A 16,516-nucleotide genomic window follows, 5' to 3' on the forward strand; every position below is an offset into this window, starting at 1 on the left:
ATACAACGCCACCATCGCAAATTCTGCCTCTGGAGACTGGAAAGACCGATATCGAAAAAGCTCCGATCATCTTTTTACGATGATCGGAGTTTTTTTACTACGAGTCCGAGTTAGTTATGTCCCAGACTCTTTTCGTTCCGAAAATCTTTTACTGTAATGACGAAAAACAAACCTCCGGACGCCCGTCACAAAGGGCTGAACAGAGGTTTATTGCAGATAGTCGTTCATAACTGTTTTTTCAAAGATGTAATCACTTTCTCAACTGCTGCCGCGGACTTATCGAGCGCATCTTTCTCTTCTTTTCGAAGCGGCAGTTCGATTACACTTTCAATTCCGTTGCCCCCCAGAATAGTCGGCACGCCGAGATAAATGTCTTTGTATCCATATTCTCCTTCGAGATATGCAATAGAAGGAAGAATGCGTTTTTTATCTTTGATGATAGCTTCAACCATCTGCACGAGAGAAGCTGCAGGAGCGTAGTAGGCGCTTCCTTCTCCAAGCAGCCCGACAATTTCTCCGCCCCCTTTTCTCGTCCTTTCGACGATAGCTTCCATACGTTCTTCGTCGATCAGTTTATCGAGGGGGATTCCTCCGGCATTGGAGTAGCGTACGAGAGGCACCATGCTGTCGCCGTGACCTCCGAGCACAAAACCTGTGACGTCTTCCACGGACACGCCGAGCTCCTGCGCCACGAACGTATTGAATCTGGCCGTATCGAGAATACCCGATTGACCGATCACTCTATTTTTCGGGAATCCGGTTTCTTTGAAACAAGTGTAGGTCATTGCGTCGACAGGATTACTCAATATAAGAATATAGCTCTCAGGTGCATACTTTTTCACCTGAGCAGACACATCTTTCATGATTCCGGCATTGGTTTCCACGAGTTCATCACGACTCATCCCCGGTTTCCTGGGGATCCCTGCGGTGATAATGACCATATCTGCATCTTCAATGTCTTTATAGTCGGAGGTCCCGGTAATAACGGCATCGAATCTTTGTACAGGCCCGGCTTCAAGCATATCCAGGGCCTTGCCCCGGGCAGGCTTTTCCATGGAAGGAATATCTACAAGCACCACATCTCCCAGTTCTTTTTGAGCAATCATGAGAGCTGTAGTCGTTCCGGTGAACCCGGCACCTATTACAGCAATTTTTCTGCGTTTGAAGTGAGCCATCAGTTACGCTTCCTTTCCGCTTCCGTTCTCAGCAGTTTTCTGTTTGGACTGGCTTGAGCTTTGTTTCTTCTTCGGGGACGCCGGCGTCGCAGGGGAAGGCTTAGCGATCGTATCCGTGTTCACGCTTTCTTTCCCGTCTTTTTCCAAAACGGTTTTCGTTTCGTCATCCGGATGCGGGATAACGTGATGACCGATCAGTTCCCCGACTCGTGATGCCGCCTCTTTCCCAGCATCAACAGCCGCCTGTACGGCGCTCACATCCCCTTCTACAAGGACAGTCACCAGTGCTGCATCGATTTTTTCCTGTTTCACTAACGTTACGTTTGCAGACTTCACCATTGCGTCCGCTGCTTCTATAGAACCGACAAGACCTCTCGTTTCAATCATGCCTAAGGCTTTAGCCATTCATTCCACCCCTTTCCACTTCTACGGAATCAATGATCCCGATTATTATCGCGTCAATCGGACCGTTAACGGGGTCTGGACCAAGAGTACTCGCGCTCCCCCGGGTTACAAGCACTTTGTCCCCGACCCCCGCTCCTATTCTATCTACGGCTACAAAAGAGTTTTCTTCTTTTTTCACCGGCTGGATGACAAGAAATTTCATCCCGGTCAGGCCTTCTTCTTTTCTCGTAGCCCATATGTTTCCAATCACTTCTCCTATAATCATAATGTCCTCTCCTTACGTGTAGAGAATTCCAATTTCTCTATCCCGTGCAGCGTCCTTTGCCAAAGGAGTGATAATCGTCCCCTTCCGCACATATATCTCTTTATATCTCCACTTCTCTATCTCTGTGGCTGTAAGCAGCTTATCGGGGTAAACGTTCGGAGATGGTTCTTCCTGCTTCTCGGGCAGTACTTCCGAACCTTTATCCGTCACTTTCACTGAAAAAGTTTCCAGTTTCGAAACGTATTCACTCACCATGGTGGCGTAAGGAGAAGTATCATTCAACAAGCCGGCCGTCTCCCCCTCAAGCGTTACGTATACAGTCGTCTTATTTTTCATCAGCCGTGCGAACCACCAGGTTTCCGCCGTATCCGCAATTCCGAGCGAACTTTTCACCAGAAAGTCCTGATCCATGGCCGGAAAATAGACAGCACCGGCCTCGTCCGGATAGTCGGAATGAAGAGGATTCACCCACTTGACCACCCAGTCCTTCTCGAGTCTTTCGAGTAACTCCCGGGCAGGTTCGCTCCTTTGAATTACATAAAGATCCGGACGGACAGGGACATTCATTGAATTAAGCACTTTCCTGACGATTTCTTCAATCATACCCCGGTCAGCCATCTTTATCCGCCTTTATAAGAGAACCTTCAGCATTCTTTTGCAAAGCTGCGGCATTCGCTTCGTCCGTATCGACGTGCATATCCAGCCGATACTTATCCGATACGCGGATGACTACTTCCGAGAAAGTCAACGTTCTTCCTTCTCCACGAACTTTTACATCCACTTCTTCACCATTTGTCACGTTATAGAAAGTCGCGTCATCCGGATGCATGTGTATGTGAGCTTTAGCGATGATCAGTCCTTCTTTTAAATATATACTGCCTTTCGGTCCAATCAGGGTGACGGGGGCAGAACCTCCGATGTCGCCGGAGAGTCTCACAGGAGGGTTACCTCCCAGCTTGAATGCATCCGTACGGCTAACTTCCACCTGGGATACAGGCCTCAGAGGACCGAGGATCCGTACGTTCGGAATCGTTCCTTTCGGCCCCGCTATGGTCACAGTTTCGTTTGCGGCGAACTGCCCGGGCTGGGATAAATCAGCCTTCTTACTCAATTCGAAACCTTCACCGAATAACGTATGAAGGCTCGACCGGTCTAAATGACAATGCCTGGCCGAGATCCCGATGGGGACCCCTCCAGACGATCGTCTTTCCAGTTTTGCCATAACTTCCTCTACAATGGTTTCCATATCTGTTTTTTCCATAAAACTGTATCCTCCTCGTCACGTTCTCCTGTCCGGACAGACAGAGGAGTGCGGATTATTGGTTAATATCCATCTTTGGCAGGATACTTTCAAGCTCGTTGTGCGGACGTGGGATAACATGAACGGATTTCAGTTCCCCTACGCGTTGAGCTGCTGCGCTTCCTGATTCCGTAGCCGCTTTAACCGCACCTACGTCACCACTTACGAGAATCGTGACGATACCGCCACCGACGTGTACTTTTCCTACAAGATTGACGTTTGCCGCTTTCACCATTGCGTCCGCTGCTTCCACTGATGCTACCAGACCTTTAGTTTCAATCATTCCAAGCGCTCCGTTTAGTGCCATTGTAAATTCCTCCTAAGGATTAATATTTTTGTAAAACTTTATCCACTATCTGTGCTACAGTCGCCTTATCGACCTTGCTGTGATCAACTTTGCCGAGAACTTCCGACACCACCTGTTCAATGTCCGGCTCTTCTTTTGTATAGGAGCTTTCAGAAACTGTTCCCGCTTCCGGAATACTCACTTCTTTGATACCGTACGCCATCCTTTTAATGTTAATCAGATGTTTTGCGGTAATATTATCCGATGTAATATTACCTCCGTACGACCCACAGCCCAGCGTCATCGAAGCTTTCAGCCCGGTGGTGGCTCCCACAGCCCCGATACTCGCGAGCGTATTCACCATCATCCGCGATACCGGCATCGTTTCGCCGAACTCTCTTGCTACTTTGTCATCATTCGTGTGTATCGCGAGAGAATGGCCGCGTCCTCCCAAATCCAGAAGTTCGATACATCTTTCTTTCGCTTCTTCTTTGTCCCTTGACGTATACAACGGAAAAATCGGCGACAGTTTTTCAATGGAGAACGGTACCTGTTTGTCCACCTGATCTTCTTCGGCGATCAGTAACCTCGTATCCGAAGGGACCTGCACTCCGGCCATTTCGGCGATGACAGTGGCAGCTTTCCCGACGATTTTCGGATTCAGCTTGCCGCGCACCGGAGAAATGACATCTTCGACTTTCCGTTTTTCTTCCCCCTCGAGGAAGTAAACATTGTTGTTCTTCAGTTCACGGACGACCATGTCTTTGATATTTTTGTCGACGACAATCGCCTGTTCCGTGGCACAGATCGTGCCGTTATCGAACGTTTTACTGTCCACTACCTGTTTCACTGCTTTCTGAACATTACAGCTCTTCTCCAGATATACAGGGACGTTGCCGGGCCCCACACCATATGCCGGTTTACCGGAACTGTAGGCGGCTCTCACCAGCCCTCCCCCTCCGGTTGCCAGTATTACGTCAATGTCCCGGTGCGACATCAGCTCTTTCGTTGCCGGCATGGAAGGTTCCGAAATCCAGCCGACCAGTCCTTCAGGTGCGCCGGCTTTTTCTGCAGCTTCCCGGCAGACCCGCAGCGCCTCCACCGTACATTTCACAGCGGACGGGTGTGGACTTACCACGATACCGTTACGGCCTTTCAACGAAATCAGGGTTTTGAAAAAGGCGGTGGAAGTCGGGTTGGTCGTTGGAATGATTCCTGCGACTACCCCGAACGGATAGGCGAATTCTGTAACTTTATTTACCGTATCTTCCGAGATGACTCCGACTGTCTTCTCATCTTTGATTGATTCATAGACGTCCCTCGAACCTACTTCATTTTTAATCTTCTTATGCTCGGCGACGCCCATCCCTGTTTCCTGTACAGCCATCTGAGCCAGTCGTCCCGACTCTTTGAAGGCGGCATCAGCCACACTTTTCACGATGTGGTCGACCTCGGCCTGGCTGAAGGATTCGAACTCTTTCTGTGCTTTATTTGCCAGTTTGACTGCCGTTCTCATTTCCTGCACTGATCGCAGGTCTTTATCAAGTTCCACGGCTGCTTCACTCCTTTCCTGTCACTTACTTAATGGTGAATCCGCAATACTCCGGACCGCATCCCGGAACGCATCTGCCGCAGCCTGACAGGCAGACTGCGAACCTGTCAGAAGCGCTCCTCCAAAATTCGTCTCTGTCGGCGGACCGTAGTGAACGGCCATACTGACTTCCGCGGCTTTCAGAGCTGCATCGACGCCATATATCGATTCCAGCGGCGGGGCTATCAGGTAGGCGATTGCTTCGCCTTCTTTCACTCCTGCTTCTTTCGAAAGAAAAGTACCACTTCTTGAGACAACGTGAGCGTAGAGAAGATGGGCTTCTGATTCGTCCAGCGCTTCAAAGTGCGCTCCGCTCTCCACCATCTGTTTCACGGCATCCATACCGCTTCTTACTTCCTCGGGATCCGGGCCGGCAAGAACTCCGAGAAACTCCCCCGACAGCGGCCCCGAAGGATAATCCGAGCCCCCGTAAAAGGAAGCGGCATACACCCCGTCTACATCTGCACGTTTGGTAGCCTCATCCAGCGCGGTGACCCCCACATCATCCAGTGTGACGGTGAACATTCCGAGACTCCGATGACTCGGCCCGAGCCCGAATTGCCGGGCCAGCTGCTTATCTACATTCGGAATAATGCGCGTTGCAAGCATCTCTGCATATACCGGTCGTATCATCTTTTACCCTTCCTTCTTCACGAGCTCGACACCACTCGCTCCGTAGTCAAGAATCTTTTCGATTACGCTTCCGAGATACGCTCCTGCTTCGACAGGGGGTGTGCCTCCGCGATGAATATTGGAGACCACCTGACGTTCTGATTCAATCGTCCCTATTCTTGGCCTGTAGCAAAGATAGGCACTCATCGATTCGGCACTTACAAGTCCGGGTCTTTCCCCGACAAGCAGGCAGACGACGTCAGGCTCGAGTATTTCTCCCACGTGGTCCATGACGGCCACTCTTCCTTTATCGATATAGAACGGAGTTCCGGTTTCGATGCCCAGTGCTTCAAGCGACTGATTCAGGGAAAGGTAGACGTCTTCGAGATTTTCGTCCACCGCTTTCGAACTCAGTCCGTCCGACACGATAATCTGCACCGAAGGACGTTTCCGGCATGAGTCCAGAATCTTTTTCTCCCCCTCCTCCGATAAGCGTCGCCCATAGTCCGGGCGCCGTATATAGGTGTCCTGATCCGTCACTTTCGTACGTACCGTAAACAGGTCCAGGGTTTCCAGCAGACTGCTGTCCACCTGTCCGAAAACAGCGTCGACAGCTGCAGCATGATCGTAACGGAACTTTAACCACGTCTTCGTTTTAGGTCTTACTCCCGCTCTGCCCACCCCTATGCGGGCAGGTGTTTTCTTTATAAGCTCCTTAAGATCGCCGGAATCGTTCTCTGTTTCTTCCGTACGGGAAGGAGGAGATTTTTCTGCCTTTGGAAATGAAGAAAGTTTTGCTTTTCCGCCGACTTCCTCTTCTTCCCTTTCCTGACCTACCGCTTCATACGAAGGGGCTTTGTCATTATGACTCCATAACCTTGCCCGGGCTTCGGGCTTCTTCTCACCCATCCGCTCCACGACCATCCGCGTTACTTCTTCCACCAGTTGTCTATCCATCATACTCACCTCCTACTTCAGGAATATAGTCGGGTCTCCCGCCGCTGCTGTAAGTCGGCCATTTTCCATGATTCCCATCTTTTCAAGCCAGGTTTCATACTCCGGCGAAGGGCGGTGACCGAACGTTTCTCTCAGTGTAGCTATGTCGTGGAAACTCATCGACTGGTAGTTCAGCATGCAGTCATCCCCCATAGGGGTAGCAATGACGAAGTTTACGCCGGCCGTGCTGAGGAGTACGCCCAGGTCTTCCATATCGTTCTGATCGGCTTTCATGTGGTTCGTATAGCAGATATCCACTCCCATAGGAAGAAGATGCATTTTACCCATGAAATGATCTTCGAGACCTGCGCGTATCACCTGTTTTGTATTGTACAAATATTCCGGACCGATGAATCCGACCACTGTGTTAACGATGAATGGGTCATAGTGTCGTGCGAACCCGTAATTCCGGGACTCCAGAGTCAGCTGATCTATACCTTCATGTGCCTCGGCAGATAATTCCGACCCCTGACCGGTTTCGAAATAGAGCCTTTGCGGACCGGTCCCCGTCCCCATCGTTTTCGCCAGAGCATTCGCTTCTCGCAACAGTTCTGCATTTATACCGAAAGATTTATTGGCGCGTTCCGTACCAGCGATACTCTGGAAGATCATATCTGCCGGCGCTCCCTGCTCCATAGCTTTCATCTGGGCGTTGACGTGGGCAAGAACGCAATTTTGCGATGGTATCTCCCACTCATTCATAAAATCCTTCGTTGCATGAAGCATCCTTTTCACACTCTCGACCGACTCTTCGACCGGATTGATTCCGATCACCGCATCTCCACTTCCATAGGAGAGACCTTCCCTCAATGAAGCGAGCATCCCCTCGACACTGTCAGTCGGATGATTCGGCTGCAGTCGGGAAGCGAGGGTACCTTTTTGACCGATAGTGATATTACATTTCGTCAAGATCTCCAGTTTGTTCGCTGCGTGTACAAGATCAAGGTTGGACATCAGCTTTGCGACTGCTGCGATCATTTCACTGTTAAGGCCGCGGGAGATTCTTTTAATATCTTCTCCGCTAGTATCGGTGGACAGTATGTGTTCTCTCAGTTCCGCCACGCTCCACTGCTTCACAGCTTCATATACGGATTCGTTCATCTCTCCCTCGATGACGCGGGATACTTCGTCTTCTTCCGGGGAAAGCAGCGGGTTTTCCCTTATATCCTTCAACAGAATATCGCTGAGCACGGTTTTTGCAGCAATTCTTTCCTGGACCGATTCAGCGGCTACTCCTGCCAGCCGGTCTCCGGATTTTTCTTCATTGGCTTTGGCGAACAGTTCTTTTAAAGAACCGAACTGATATGTTTCGTTCAAATGTGTCGTCTTCAGATTCAAAACCTATTCCTCCTCCCCTCCATGGAACGTGAGTGTCTTTATGACCACCGGCACAACTTCAGAATTGAGCGGTGTGCTGACATCTATATAATCTCCGTTTTCCACCCTGATCTGATCGATGCAAACGATCTCCATCTCTTTGTGCCTTATATGCAGGGATTGTCCCAGTGACTTGGCTAAATCCCTCTCCATTACGATAATGAGCGGCGTGTTTATATGATATTTACTGTATAATTCCGCCAGCCGGTCTCCCAGTTCCTGGATCGTTTTGAACCCGAGGAGAGGGATATCGTCGAAATAGACGGCGAACGCATTCCCTTCTCTCTCCGGATCATATAAAGTCAGAGCCTGCTCCAGGAAATAGTCCAGCCGATCTATGTCTTCTTTCCATTCCCCGCTGAATCGGAATTCGGCTACCGGTATGTTTCTGAGCGGAAGCGTCCCCTCATCCACCTGGATTGTCGAACCGCTTATTTCCGTTGTCTGAGTGCCGGCCCCGAGGACCGTCGCCCGGACGGTCTCATCAGGGACCCGCCACTCGAATTCACCAAGTTCAGAGCTGTTTCTCAGGACTTCGGCAAGCGTTGGGCCTATGTCGTCATATATGCCCTTCTCTTTACAGCTCTCCTCGTTATAAATACATTCCGCTACTCCTCCGGAGAACATGATGATGTCGATATCTTCCTTCCACTCCGGGGGCTGACCGATCAAAAGCGGGCTCTCTTTCATTGTTCCTTTCAACATTCCGATGACAGCTTCTTTCATGCAACCGGCAAGTTCATTTAATATTTCCCGGGAAATACTTTCTCCCTGTTCAAAGGTCCAGTTATGTTCTTTTGCCAGCTGATCCACTGCAGGAGCCGTATAAGAAACGGTTCCATTTTCGAACTCCACCAGCTTCCCCCCGACATGCAGAGTACAGGTGCCGAGAAGATTGCCGTGTTTATATACCGCTGTATTTGCGGTACCTCCGCCGATATCGATATTAGCGACAGTTTTATTCGTTTTTCTGGATAAAGCGTAAGCTCCGGATCCTTTCGCAGCTATAATACCTTCAAGGTCCGGTCCGGCAGTCGCTACAAGAAATTCTCCGGCGTGCGTGGAAAGACGGTCTATCATTTCCCTGGCGTTGGACTTTGTCGCAGTCTCCCCGGTTATTATGACGGCCCCTGTTTGAATGTCTCCCGGTTCCACACCGGCGTTTTTGTATTCACGGGAAATGAGATCCTCCACCTGCGCCATATCTATGGAGGTGTCCCCTTTGAGGGGAGTACGGAAGATCGGACTTTCGTAAATGACTTCCGTATCGGTTATTTCAATCCGGGGCATATGAGTCTGCCCTGCAGTGTTACGGAGGGAAAGACGGCTGATCACAATCTTCGTCGTACTTGTACCAATGTCGATCCCTGCGCTTAAAATCACCTCTGTACCGGCCAAACCTGCACCCCCTCTTTCCGGAAAGACAAAAAAAGACGCCTTACACACCTGCCGCACTTCCGACAGGTATATAAGGCGCCTTCGCCTCCGATAGATTCACTTATTAAGGTTATAATAATAGAAATCTGTTTATTTGTAAAGGCTTTCATGAAAAAGAACGTTCTTCTTTTCAGACTTTTCTGTGTAATCTCTCATCTCCTGGATAGTCGAACAGGACACAAGCGCTTTAATCTCTTCCAGTCCTTCTTTTTTATAGGCAGAGGCCAGCACGACCGGGCCTTTCGGTATGACTTTCCGCAGCAGTTTCACCGCTCTCTCCACATCGGCTTCTTCAGCGTCCGTTTTTGTAACTATCCCTATCGGCAGTTTGCCTGTGCCGGTACTGAATCCGGGTGGAAAAATCATCTTCCGGTTCGTAGCATCCTGCACGTAGAGGACGTGCGTCACTTCCATGGCCGTCGCCATAATGCTCTTATAGTGCATCGGGTTCTCCGTATATTCTCCCGGCGTATCCACCAGCCAGTCCTCGTAAGTGAGGCTCTGTGTTTTCATAGCTTTCGCTTCGTAGCCGAGCAGGGCTTTCGAAAGCGTTGATTTTCCCGCTCCGATAGCTCCTACCAGCATCCCTCGGTTTCTCATTCATAAGCCTCCCGGGTTACGATTTCGTCAGCCTGGACGGAGTGTATCCAAGGTTCTCCTCCAGAAAACGATTCACTTCTTTCATCGATGTCTCCACTTCCGAAACACTTCCTGTCAAAACGAGACTGCCTGTGAAGCGATCGAGAAAACCTATACTTACGTGAGCCGCTTTTGTCGCGTAGTCTCCGGCAATGATCACTGTTTCACTCGGCGTAAGGGTTAGAATACCAAGCGCTCCCGACTCTTCGATACCAAGTTTTTCAAACATATCGACATCCGGATTTGCTATCAGATGACTCAGTGTCACCTGCTTTCCGGGCACGAATTCCTGAATAAATCTCTTTTTTTCTTCATCCACTTCCTTCACCTCCCGCTTATTTAGCTTCCGTTTTCGGATTCTGTCCGGAAGCTGCCACTTTCTCTTCCTGAGCTTCTCCCTGCAGATACTCATCTTTCCCTATAACGCCCGTCTCACGATCGATCCGTTCCAGTTCCCGGGCTTTCGGTACGGATAAATAGTAAGCGACTCCGATGGCAAGGACACCTGCTGTGAATTTACCGACGATGACCGGAAAAATCATAGTCGGCTGAAAGTTGGCCGTAAATGATAAGTGGTCCCCGAGAAGAAACGCAGCACAGACACCGAAAGCGATATTCAGCACTTTATCTTTCGGAGGCATCTCTCTGACCAGCTTGAACATTGCCAGTATATTGGCGATTGTAGCGATAATTCCGGCACTTCCGATTTTACTGAGTCCGATACTCCGTCCCATTGCTTCGAGAGGACGGGAGGCATACTTTTGCAACAGATATACCATCGGAAAAGCACCGGCCAGCATGATTCCGATATATCCGGCTGTCTCAAGAGCCCGGAATTGATCTTCTGAATCAGCCATGATCGGGTCGAATCCCCATCCGCCGAATACCGTTGAGAAAAAACCGGTGAAGATTTCCACGATGGAAAATACGAGTACCAGTTTAATACCGGCATCCATAATCCTTCCGAACCACATAAACCCTACAATCATCCGGTCTGCGAAGAAATAAAGGCCGGCAGCCAGTACCGCCACGAAAATCAGAAGCGGTGTCAGGTTAAGAAAAATCTTTCCGTAACTGAGAGCGAATTCATAAGCTGATTCGGTATTCGTCGAAAGCTCGGTCCGGATTTTAGTATTCGTCATAGTCATGATGACACTCGAAATAAAAACGCCTACCGGTATCGTAAGGAGCCCAGACATCACGCCGAGGGCCATGTATTTGTGATCACGCTTATCAAGCATCGCAAGACCCATAGGTATGGAGAAAACTATTGTCGCGCCGGCAGTAAAACCTACCACAAGTGCCATAGCCCACCCTTCATATGATTCCTGCAGCGCCCCCGCAAGTGGGTATCCTCCCATGTCGGATGCGATAATCGCTGTAGCGGCAATTCCCGGGTCTGCTCCTATTCTTTCAAAGAAAGGGCCTACTACAGTATCGATAAACCAGGACAAATACGGAATGGAAGCCATGATTCCGGCGGCCGGTACGAATATGTGCCCTACAGTGTGCAGCCCCTCCATGAACTGACCTCCGACCCCTGTCTCACTGTTTTTAATAGCAGCTACGGCCCCTATGACCGCACAAATCATGATAATGTAAATGACAATATCCCCGACAAGAACCATCAAACCATCTCCCTCATTCTAATATTAGTGAGCCGTATCACGGGTACACGGCCATAAAAAAAAGATGCTGAAAGAACAAGGTTCCCTACCCTGTTTTTTCAGCACCTTTGCTGTAAGCTATTCACTTTTATCGATTTCTCAGGCCGAAACAGAATTCTTTTTGTACTTTTTAATCACTGTTCTCGCTACCTTTTCCATAGGTACTTGCTTGTTCATGCTGATCTCCTGCATTTTCCTGAATGACTTTTCTTCCGTGTAGTGCAGATGCTCCATCAGGAGACCTTTGGCCTTTTCCACCAGTTTGCGCGTTTCCATCCGATTTTCAACTTCCTCTATCTCCGCTTTATACTTCTTCGATACTTCGCCCTGATGAAGAGCGATCTCCACCGCAGGAAGAAGCCTGTCTTCGGAAATCGGTTTTACGAGATACCCTACAATGTTGGCCTCTTTCGCTCTTTGGATATATTCGGGCTGGCTGTAAGCGGTAAGCAGGAGAATAGGAATGTTGAACTGTTTCGATATGATGGTACTGGCTTTCAGACCGTCCATTTTCGGCATTTTGATGTCCATTATTATCAGATCCGGCTGCTGTTCGTGAGCCAGTTCCACCGCTTTCTCCCCGTCACCGGCTTCTCCGACAATGTCGAAACCGGCATCCTGCAGTATGAACGAAATATCCATGCGCACAATCGATTCATCTTCCACCAGTAGTATTCTTTTGCTCATGTTTCTCCCCTCTCTCCGGGAAAAGAAAGCCTCGCACGCGTGCCTTCCTGATCCCCTTTGATAGTGAACGAACCTGATAAGTCGTGTTCAGCCATACGTCTCACAATCTCAAGTCCAAGAGACGGTTTGTCTGTCTCTTTATAACCGATTCCATTATCCTGAACGACTACTTCTCTTTCATGCCCATTCTGCTCAAAAGAAATGGATATTTTTCCATGATTCCTCCCTTCGAAGGCGTAATTCAAACAGTTCTGGACCAGTTCATTTATTATCAGTGCCACAGACACCGCCTGCCCCGATTCTACAGTCATGCTCTCCCCGTCATAACTGATATTCACTTTATGTCCGGATGTGTACACAAGCATATCCCCGATACGCTTGCTTAAGTCATAAATGTCCACTTCATCTATGCTGCTATTTGAAAGTATCACTTCATAGACGGAGGCTATACTGAGAATCCGGTTGAGACTTTCCACGAAATGAACTTTACTCTCTTCGGGAATACCACGTCTCATCTGCAATCTGAGGAGACTTGCGACTGTCTGCAAATTGTTCTTCACACGATGGTGGATCTCCTGAATCGCCACAGATTGTATGACCAGCTCTTTCTCCTTCTCCCGCAAATCAGTGAGGTCTCTCAATATAAGAAACATACCGTTGTATTTCTGCTGGTGAGGAAGACGGATTTTCTTCGCTTTGAATATTTTCCCCTTCGTCTCCAGCTCCTTCACGAGCAGTTCTTCATCAGCATTCACGATGGATTCGATTTCCGGAAGGTAACCAGTCAGCCTGGCTCCGTATTCGCAGTGTTCCCCCGTCAGTTCATGGAGCAGATTTACGGCAGCGGGGTTCGAATACGTGATCTCCCCTTCCTTGCCGAGGAAAAACAGCGCCTCTTCCATGAGATCAGGCACGAGCGGGTAATTCTCTTCATCGCCAAGAAGCAGACCACTCAGTTTCTCCGTAGTTCTTGATAACGCTTCCAATTCCTGCTGTACGTTCTCCCGGTCACTGATGTCCTTTTCCATAATCAAAACCCCGATGACGGATTCCTGCCCGTTCCGGATGGGTACGACACTCTGTTCCACTTTCTTCTGTTCCTGCGTTATAGCCCGGTTGGAAGTCATAGTGTTCCCCGTCTTCAGACAGTAGATGACCGCCGGTTCGAAGGTCTGATAGGCCATATTACCGACGACCCGTTTTTCGTAAATGGAGGGGGCTGTACGTGGTGATGCTTCTGCTACTACTACAGCGTGGTTTTCTTTCGCATGAGCACAGTCTATAAATACGTTCGCTTTTGATAAGTCGGCATGAAGCTGCATCGTTCTGCTGACTTCTATAATTTTTTCTATATCATCGTCGGATAACAGCGTATGCTCTTTGCATAAAGTCTTAATCTCTTCGTCTTCAATCATGACCAGTATGTCCCTCACCTCTGAAATTCTCCCCTCCGGGTGATGTAAATTATATAAATCAATTTAATATTTGTCAATATTCCGAAAATTTTATTTTATCCGGGCAAATGCAACACCGCTCGCCTGGTTCTGGAGCATCCGTTCTATGACGTCAGCGAGGTAAGCACCTGCCTCGACAGGCGGAACCCCACCTTCATGGATATTCGAAAATACGGTTCTGTCCGCTTCCACGCTCTCTTCTCCCGGCTTGTAGATGATATAAGCACTGATGCTTTTGGAAGTGGCGAGACCGGGACGTTCTCCGATCAGGGAAATAACGAGTTCACAATCCGTCAGCGCCGCCACCTCGTCCTGTATCCAGACTCTGCTCTTTCTGATGAACACGGGCGTTCCGACAGTAATATTTTTTGATTCGAGGCCCTGGATCAAAGAAAGATAAAGATCCGGCACCGTCTCCTCCACTCCGGTTGAACTCAGGCCGTCAGAAACAATGATCTGCACCTGTTCCCCTTTTTCCGCGTGGTTTTTAAGCCAGTCCGCGGAAGCATCATCCAGTTTTCTGCCCGCGTCCAGGTTCATAAGATATTCCTGCATGGAAACGGCTCTCGATTTTAATAAGGACAGACCCATTTTTTCGATGACCTTATCTTCCACATCCTTGAAAACTGCATCCTGTGCAGCAGCATGGTCCACCCGGAAATCAAGATAGTTTTTCGTTCTCATACGGGTTCCAGCTCTTCCGATACCGATCCGCGCAGGTGTCAGCCGCTGAACATACTCAATATTCTCTTTACTTACTGGGTCAGCTACCGTCACCTCTTTCTTCTGTTCATATTGTAGATGTTTTTCCTGGGATTCTTCTGACCGTCCCATTTCGGAAAGCACTTCCTCAACGATTTTCTCAATATTCATTTTTACATCCTTCCTCCCCGTGTGCTCAGTCGAAAATAGATAAATCCCCGGCCCGGTCCGTCAGTCGACCTTTTTCCATAATACCCATTTTTTGTAACCATTTCTCGAATTCTTTCAACGGCCGGAGTCCAAGCATCTCACGTAAGCTGGCATCATCGTGATAACTCGTATCCTGATAACTGAGCATTACGTCATCCCCGCCCGGGACTCCCATGTAGAAATTAGCACCGCCGACTGCTGTCAGCATGCCCGCAATTTCCTGGTCATTCTGATCGGCCTGCATGTGGTTCGTGTAGGTGGGAGCAATGCCCATCGGCAGGTTATGAAGCTTCCCCATGAACAGATCTTCAAGATCTGCGCGGATCATCTGTTTCCCGTTAAAAAGGGTTTCGGGCCCTATAAAACCGGAAACGTTATTCACCATAAAAGGCTTCCAGCGCCTTGCATACCCGTACGTTCTCGCTTCCAGTGTCTGCATATCCACGCCTTCGTGACCGTCGAGGGAAACCTCCGAGCCCTGCCCTGTTTCAAAATAGAAGAAGTTCGGCCCGGCGGATGTACCCTTTGATTTCATAAGCTCGTACCCTTCATCAAGTATTGCGGCGTTCACCCCGAACTCGTCGTTGGCAGCGTTCGTCCCTGCAAGGCTCTGAAACATCAGCGCCACCGGGGCCCCCTGTCTCAGCGCTTCCATCTGAGTGGTAATATGGGCGAGTACGCAGTTCTGGGTCGGAATCTCCCATTTTTGTATAAAATCATGACTCATATGCAGAATTTTCGCTACCGATTCCACTGCTTCATTATTAGGATTGATACCGATGACCGCATCTCCCGAACCGTAGGATAATCCTTCTTTTATAGAAGCGAGAATACCTTCCGGGTTATCGACAGGGTGATTGGGCTGGCAGCGGAAAGCAAGTCGTCCCGGTTCGCCGATTGTTGTATTACAGTGCGCTTCATGCCGCATTTTCTGCGCTCCGAGGACGAGATCGATACTCGACATGAGCTTAGCCACTCCTGAAATCATTTCACTCGTCAGTCCGCGGCTTATTCTTTTCAGATCATCCGCACCGGTATCGTGGCTCAATATATACTCACGCAGTTCTCCCACCGTCCAGCCGCTGATTTCTTGATAAATCGTCCGGCTCATATCTTCATAAATGATTCTCGTCACTTCATCTTCCACAGAAATCACCGGATTTTCATAAATGTCTTTCAGCGTAAGTTCGCTGAGTGTATACTTGGCTGCCATCCTTTCGAGGGATGAACCGGCCCCGATGCCGGCCATTAAGTCCCCGGATTTCTCTTCACCTGCTTTGGCCAGCACCTCTTTTACAGAATGAAACCGATAAACTTCTCCTCGTAATGTACAGGATAATTTCACTGTTTTTTCCCCTCTCCATGTAAGAAAGACTGATCTGTCCAACGGAGTAAAAATAAAAAGACCGCCACAGGCACAGAATTCTGCACCCGTCGCGGCCTCTTCACCGTTTTATAAACTTTTTACCATTGTACCAAATGAACAGGCGAAATGAAAAGGCTTTCACGGAATATATTTTAATTATCTGTTCCTGTTTGAACTTTAACCGCTGGAGCGCCCCCGTCGATTTTGCTGTTACAAAAAAGGTTCTATTTCAAATGTTGGGGTGGAGGATCTTTTCCTCCGCCCCTTTATCCTAGGTGCTTGCCTACGTTCTTGAATTGGTGATGCATCAGAATGCGGGCCCGCAACCGGTCGTGCCGGCGAAAGCC

18 protein-coding genes are annotated in these 16,516 nt (G+C 49.1%); all 18 read right to left on the minus strand.

Annotation, left to right across the window (positions count from 1 at the left end):
• Nucleotides 1-224: 224 nt before the first annotated feature.
• Nucleotides 225-1,175 carry a malate dehydrogenase gene (gene mdh, locus CKW00_RS12785; RefSeq protein WP_095822883.1) on the minus strand — a complete coding sequence of 317 codons (951 nt, stop codon included), beginning with the start codon at nucleotides 1,173-1,175 and terminating at the stop codon, nucleotides 225-227.
• 3 nt (nucleotides 1,176-1,178) lie between these two features.
• Nucleotides 1,179-1,580, minus strand: coding sequence for a BMC domain-containing protein (locus CKW00_RS12790; RefSeq protein ID WP_095822884.1), 402 nt, complete (start codon nucleotides 1,578-1,580; stop codon nucleotides 1,179-1,181).
• Complete coding sequence (locus CKW00_RS12795; RefSeq protein ID WP_095822885.1) at nucleotides 1,573-1,845, minus strand: EutN/CcmL family microcompartment protein; 273 nt, start codon at nucleotides 1,843-1,845, stop codon at nucleotides 1,573-1,575. Before CKW00_RS12795 ends, CKW00_RS12790 begins: the two co-directional genes overlap by 8 nt.
• Nucleotides 1,846-1,857: 12 nt before the next feature.
• Nucleotides 1,858-2,463, minus strand: coding sequence for a hypothetical protein (locus CKW00_RS12800; protein WP_095822886.1), 606 nt, complete (start codon nucleotides 2,461-2,463; stop codon nucleotides 1,858-1,860).
• The gene (pduL, locus tag CKW00_RS12805; protein WP_095822887.1) at nucleotides 2,456-3,106 is read right to left on the minus strand and encodes a phosphate propanoyltransferase; all 651 of its coding nucleotides are present in this window, start codon (nucleotides 3,104-3,106) and stop codon (nucleotides 2,456-2,458) included. Before pduL ends, CKW00_RS12800 begins: the two co-directional genes overlap by 8 nt.
• Before the next feature lie 55 nt (nucleotides 3,107-3,161).
• Complete coding sequence (locus tag CKW00_RS12810; protein WP_093107109.1) at nucleotides 3,162-3,452, minus strand: BMC domain-containing protein; 291 nt, start codon at nucleotides 3,450-3,452, stop codon at nucleotides 3,162-3,164.
• Nucleotides 3,453-3,471: 19 nt separating this feature from the next.
• On the minus strand, nucleotides 3,472-4,983 hold the full coding sequence (locus CKW00_RS12815) for an aldehyde dehydrogenase family protein (RefSeq protein WP_233129785.1): 1,512 nt from the start codon (nucleotides 4,981-4,983) through the stop codon (nucleotides 3,472-3,474).
• A gap of 21 nt (nucleotides 4,984-5,004) precedes the next feature.
• A complete protein-coding gene (eutL, locus tag CKW00_RS12820; RefSeq protein ID WP_095822888.1) occupies nucleotides 5,005-5,655 on the minus strand; it encodes an ethanolamine utilization microcompartment protein EutL in 651 nt (216 codons plus the stop codon).
• A 3-nt stretch (nucleotides 5,656-5,658) separates the two neighbouring features.
• Complete coding sequence (eutC, locus tag CKW00_RS12825; RefSeq protein WP_095822889.1) at nucleotides 5,659-6,591, minus strand: ethanolamine ammonia-lyase subunit EutC; 933 nt, start codon at nucleotides 6,589-6,591, stop codon at nucleotides 5,659-5,661.
• Between the two features lie 12 nt (nucleotides 6,592-6,603).
• Nucleotides 6,604-7,968, minus strand: a complete 1,365-nt coding sequence (locus CKW00_RS12830; RefSeq protein WP_095822890.1) for an ethanolamine ammonia-lyase subunit EutB — start codon at nucleotides 7,966-7,968, stop codon at nucleotides 6,604-6,606.
• Nucleotides 7,969-7,971: 3 nt separating this feature from the next.
• A complete protein-coding gene (locus tag CKW00_RS12835) occupies nucleotides 7,972-9,405 on the minus strand; it encodes an ethanolamine ammonia-lyase reactivating factor EutA (protein WP_095822891.1) in 1,434 nt (477 codons plus the stop codon).
• A 129-nt stretch (nucleotides 9,406-9,534) separates the two neighbouring features.
• Nucleotides 9,535-10,044 carry a EutP/PduV family microcompartment system protein gene (locus tag CKW00_RS12840; protein ID WP_095822892.1) on the minus strand — a complete coding sequence of 170 codons (510 nt, stop codon included), beginning with the start codon at nucleotides 10,042-10,044 and terminating at the stop codon, nucleotides 9,535-9,537.
• A gap of 16 nt (nucleotides 10,045-10,060) precedes the next feature.
• On the minus strand, nucleotides 10,061-10,402 hold the full coding sequence (eutS, locus tag CKW00_RS12845; protein WP_093107095.1) for an ethanolamine utilization microcompartment protein EutS: 342 nt from the start codon (nucleotides 10,400-10,402) through the stop codon (nucleotides 10,061-10,063).
• Nucleotides 10,403-10,418: 16 nt separating this feature from the next.
• Nucleotides 10,419-11,711: an ethanolamine utilization protein EutH gene (gene eutH / locus CKW00_RS12850; RefSeq protein WP_095822893.1), complete on the minus strand. Its 1,293-nt coding sequence runs from the start codon at nucleotides 11,709-11,711 to the stop codon at nucleotides 10,419-10,421.
• 138 nt (nucleotides 11,712-11,849) lie between these two features.
• The gene (locus CKW00_RS12855; RefSeq protein WP_095822894.1) at nucleotides 11,850-12,437 is read right to left on the minus strand and encodes an ANTAR domain-containing response regulator; all 588 of its coding nucleotides are present in this window, start codon (nucleotides 12,435-12,437) and stop codon (nucleotides 11,850-11,852) included.
• Nucleotides 12,434-13,870, minus strand: coding sequence for a sensor histidine kinase (locus tag CKW00_RS12860; RefSeq protein WP_233129786.1), 1,437 nt, complete (start codon nucleotides 13,868-13,870; stop codon nucleotides 12,434-12,436). The genes CKW00_RS12855 and CKW00_RS12860 overlap by 4 nt, the downstream gene beginning before the upstream one ends.
• Before the next feature lie 72 nt (nucleotides 13,871-13,942).
• Nucleotides 13,943-14,764, minus strand: coding sequence for an ethanolamine ammonia-lyase subunit EutC (eutC, locus tag CKW00_RS12865; protein WP_095822895.1), 822 nt, complete (start codon nucleotides 14,762-14,764; stop codon nucleotides 13,943-13,945).
• Between the two features lie 25 nt (nucleotides 14,765-14,789).
• The gene (locus CKW00_RS12870) at nucleotides 14,790-16,148 is read right to left on the minus strand and encodes an ethanolamine ammonia-lyase subunit EutB (protein WP_095822896.1); all 1,359 of its coding nucleotides are present in this window, start codon (nucleotides 16,146-16,148) and stop codon (nucleotides 14,790-14,792) included.
• Nucleotides 16,149-16,516 lie beyond the last annotated feature (368 nt).

The organism is Salimicrobium humidisoli (genome assembly GCF_002295105.1).
Lineage (GTDB): Bacteria > Bacillota > Bacilli > Bacillales > Halobacillaceae > Salimicrobium > Salimicrobium humidisoli.

Excerpts from the sequence above, each read along its gene's own strand:
- mdh (WP_095822883.1), bottom strand. The coding sequence starts at position 1,175 with ATGGCTCACTTCAAACGCAGAAAAATTGCTGTAATAGGTGCCGGGTTC.
- CKW00_RS12790 (WP_095822884.1), bottom strand. The coding sequence starts at position 1,580 with ATGGCTAAAGCCTTAGGCATGATTGAAACGAGAGGTCTTGTCGGTTCT.
- CKW00_RS12795 (WP_095822885.1), bottom strand. The coding sequence starts at position 1,845 with ATGATTATAGGAGAAGTGATTGGAAACATATGGGCTACGAGAAAAGAA.
- CKW00_RS12800 (WP_095822886.1), bottom strand. The coding sequence starts at position 2,463 with ATGGCTGACCGGGGTATGATTGAAGAAATCGTCAGGAAAGTGCTTAAT.
- pduL (WP_095822887.1), bottom strand. The coding sequence starts at position 3,106 with ATGGAAAAAACAGATATGGAAACCATTGTAGAGGAAGTTATGGCAAAA.
- CKW00_RS12810 (WP_093107109.1), bottom strand. The coding sequence starts at position 3,452 with ATGGCACTAAACGGAGCGCTTGGAATGATTGAAACTAAAGGTCTGGTA.
- eutL (WP_095822888.1), bottom strand. The coding sequence starts at position 5,655 with ATGATACGACCGGTATATGCAGAGATGCTTGCAACGCGCATTATTCCG.
- eutC (WP_095822889.1), bottom strand. The coding sequence starts at position 6,591 with ATGGATAGACAACTGGTGGAAGAAGTAACGCGGATGGTCGTGGAGCGG.
- CKW00_RS12840 (WP_095822892.1), bottom strand. The coding sequence starts at position 10,044 with ATGAGAAACCGAGGGATGCTGGTAGGAGCTATCGGAGCGGGAAAATCA.
- eutH (WP_095822893.1), bottom strand. The coding sequence starts at position 11,711 with ATGGTTCTTGTCGGGGATATTGTCATTTACATTATCATGATTTGTGCG.
- CKW00_RS12855 (WP_095822894.1), bottom strand. The coding sequence starts at position 12,437 with ATGAGCAAAAGAATACTACTGGTGGAAGATGAATCGATTGTGCGCATG.
- eutC (WP_095822895.1), bottom strand. The coding sequence starts at position 14,764 with ATGAATATTGAGAAAATCGTTGAGGAAGTGCTTTCCGAAATGGGACGG.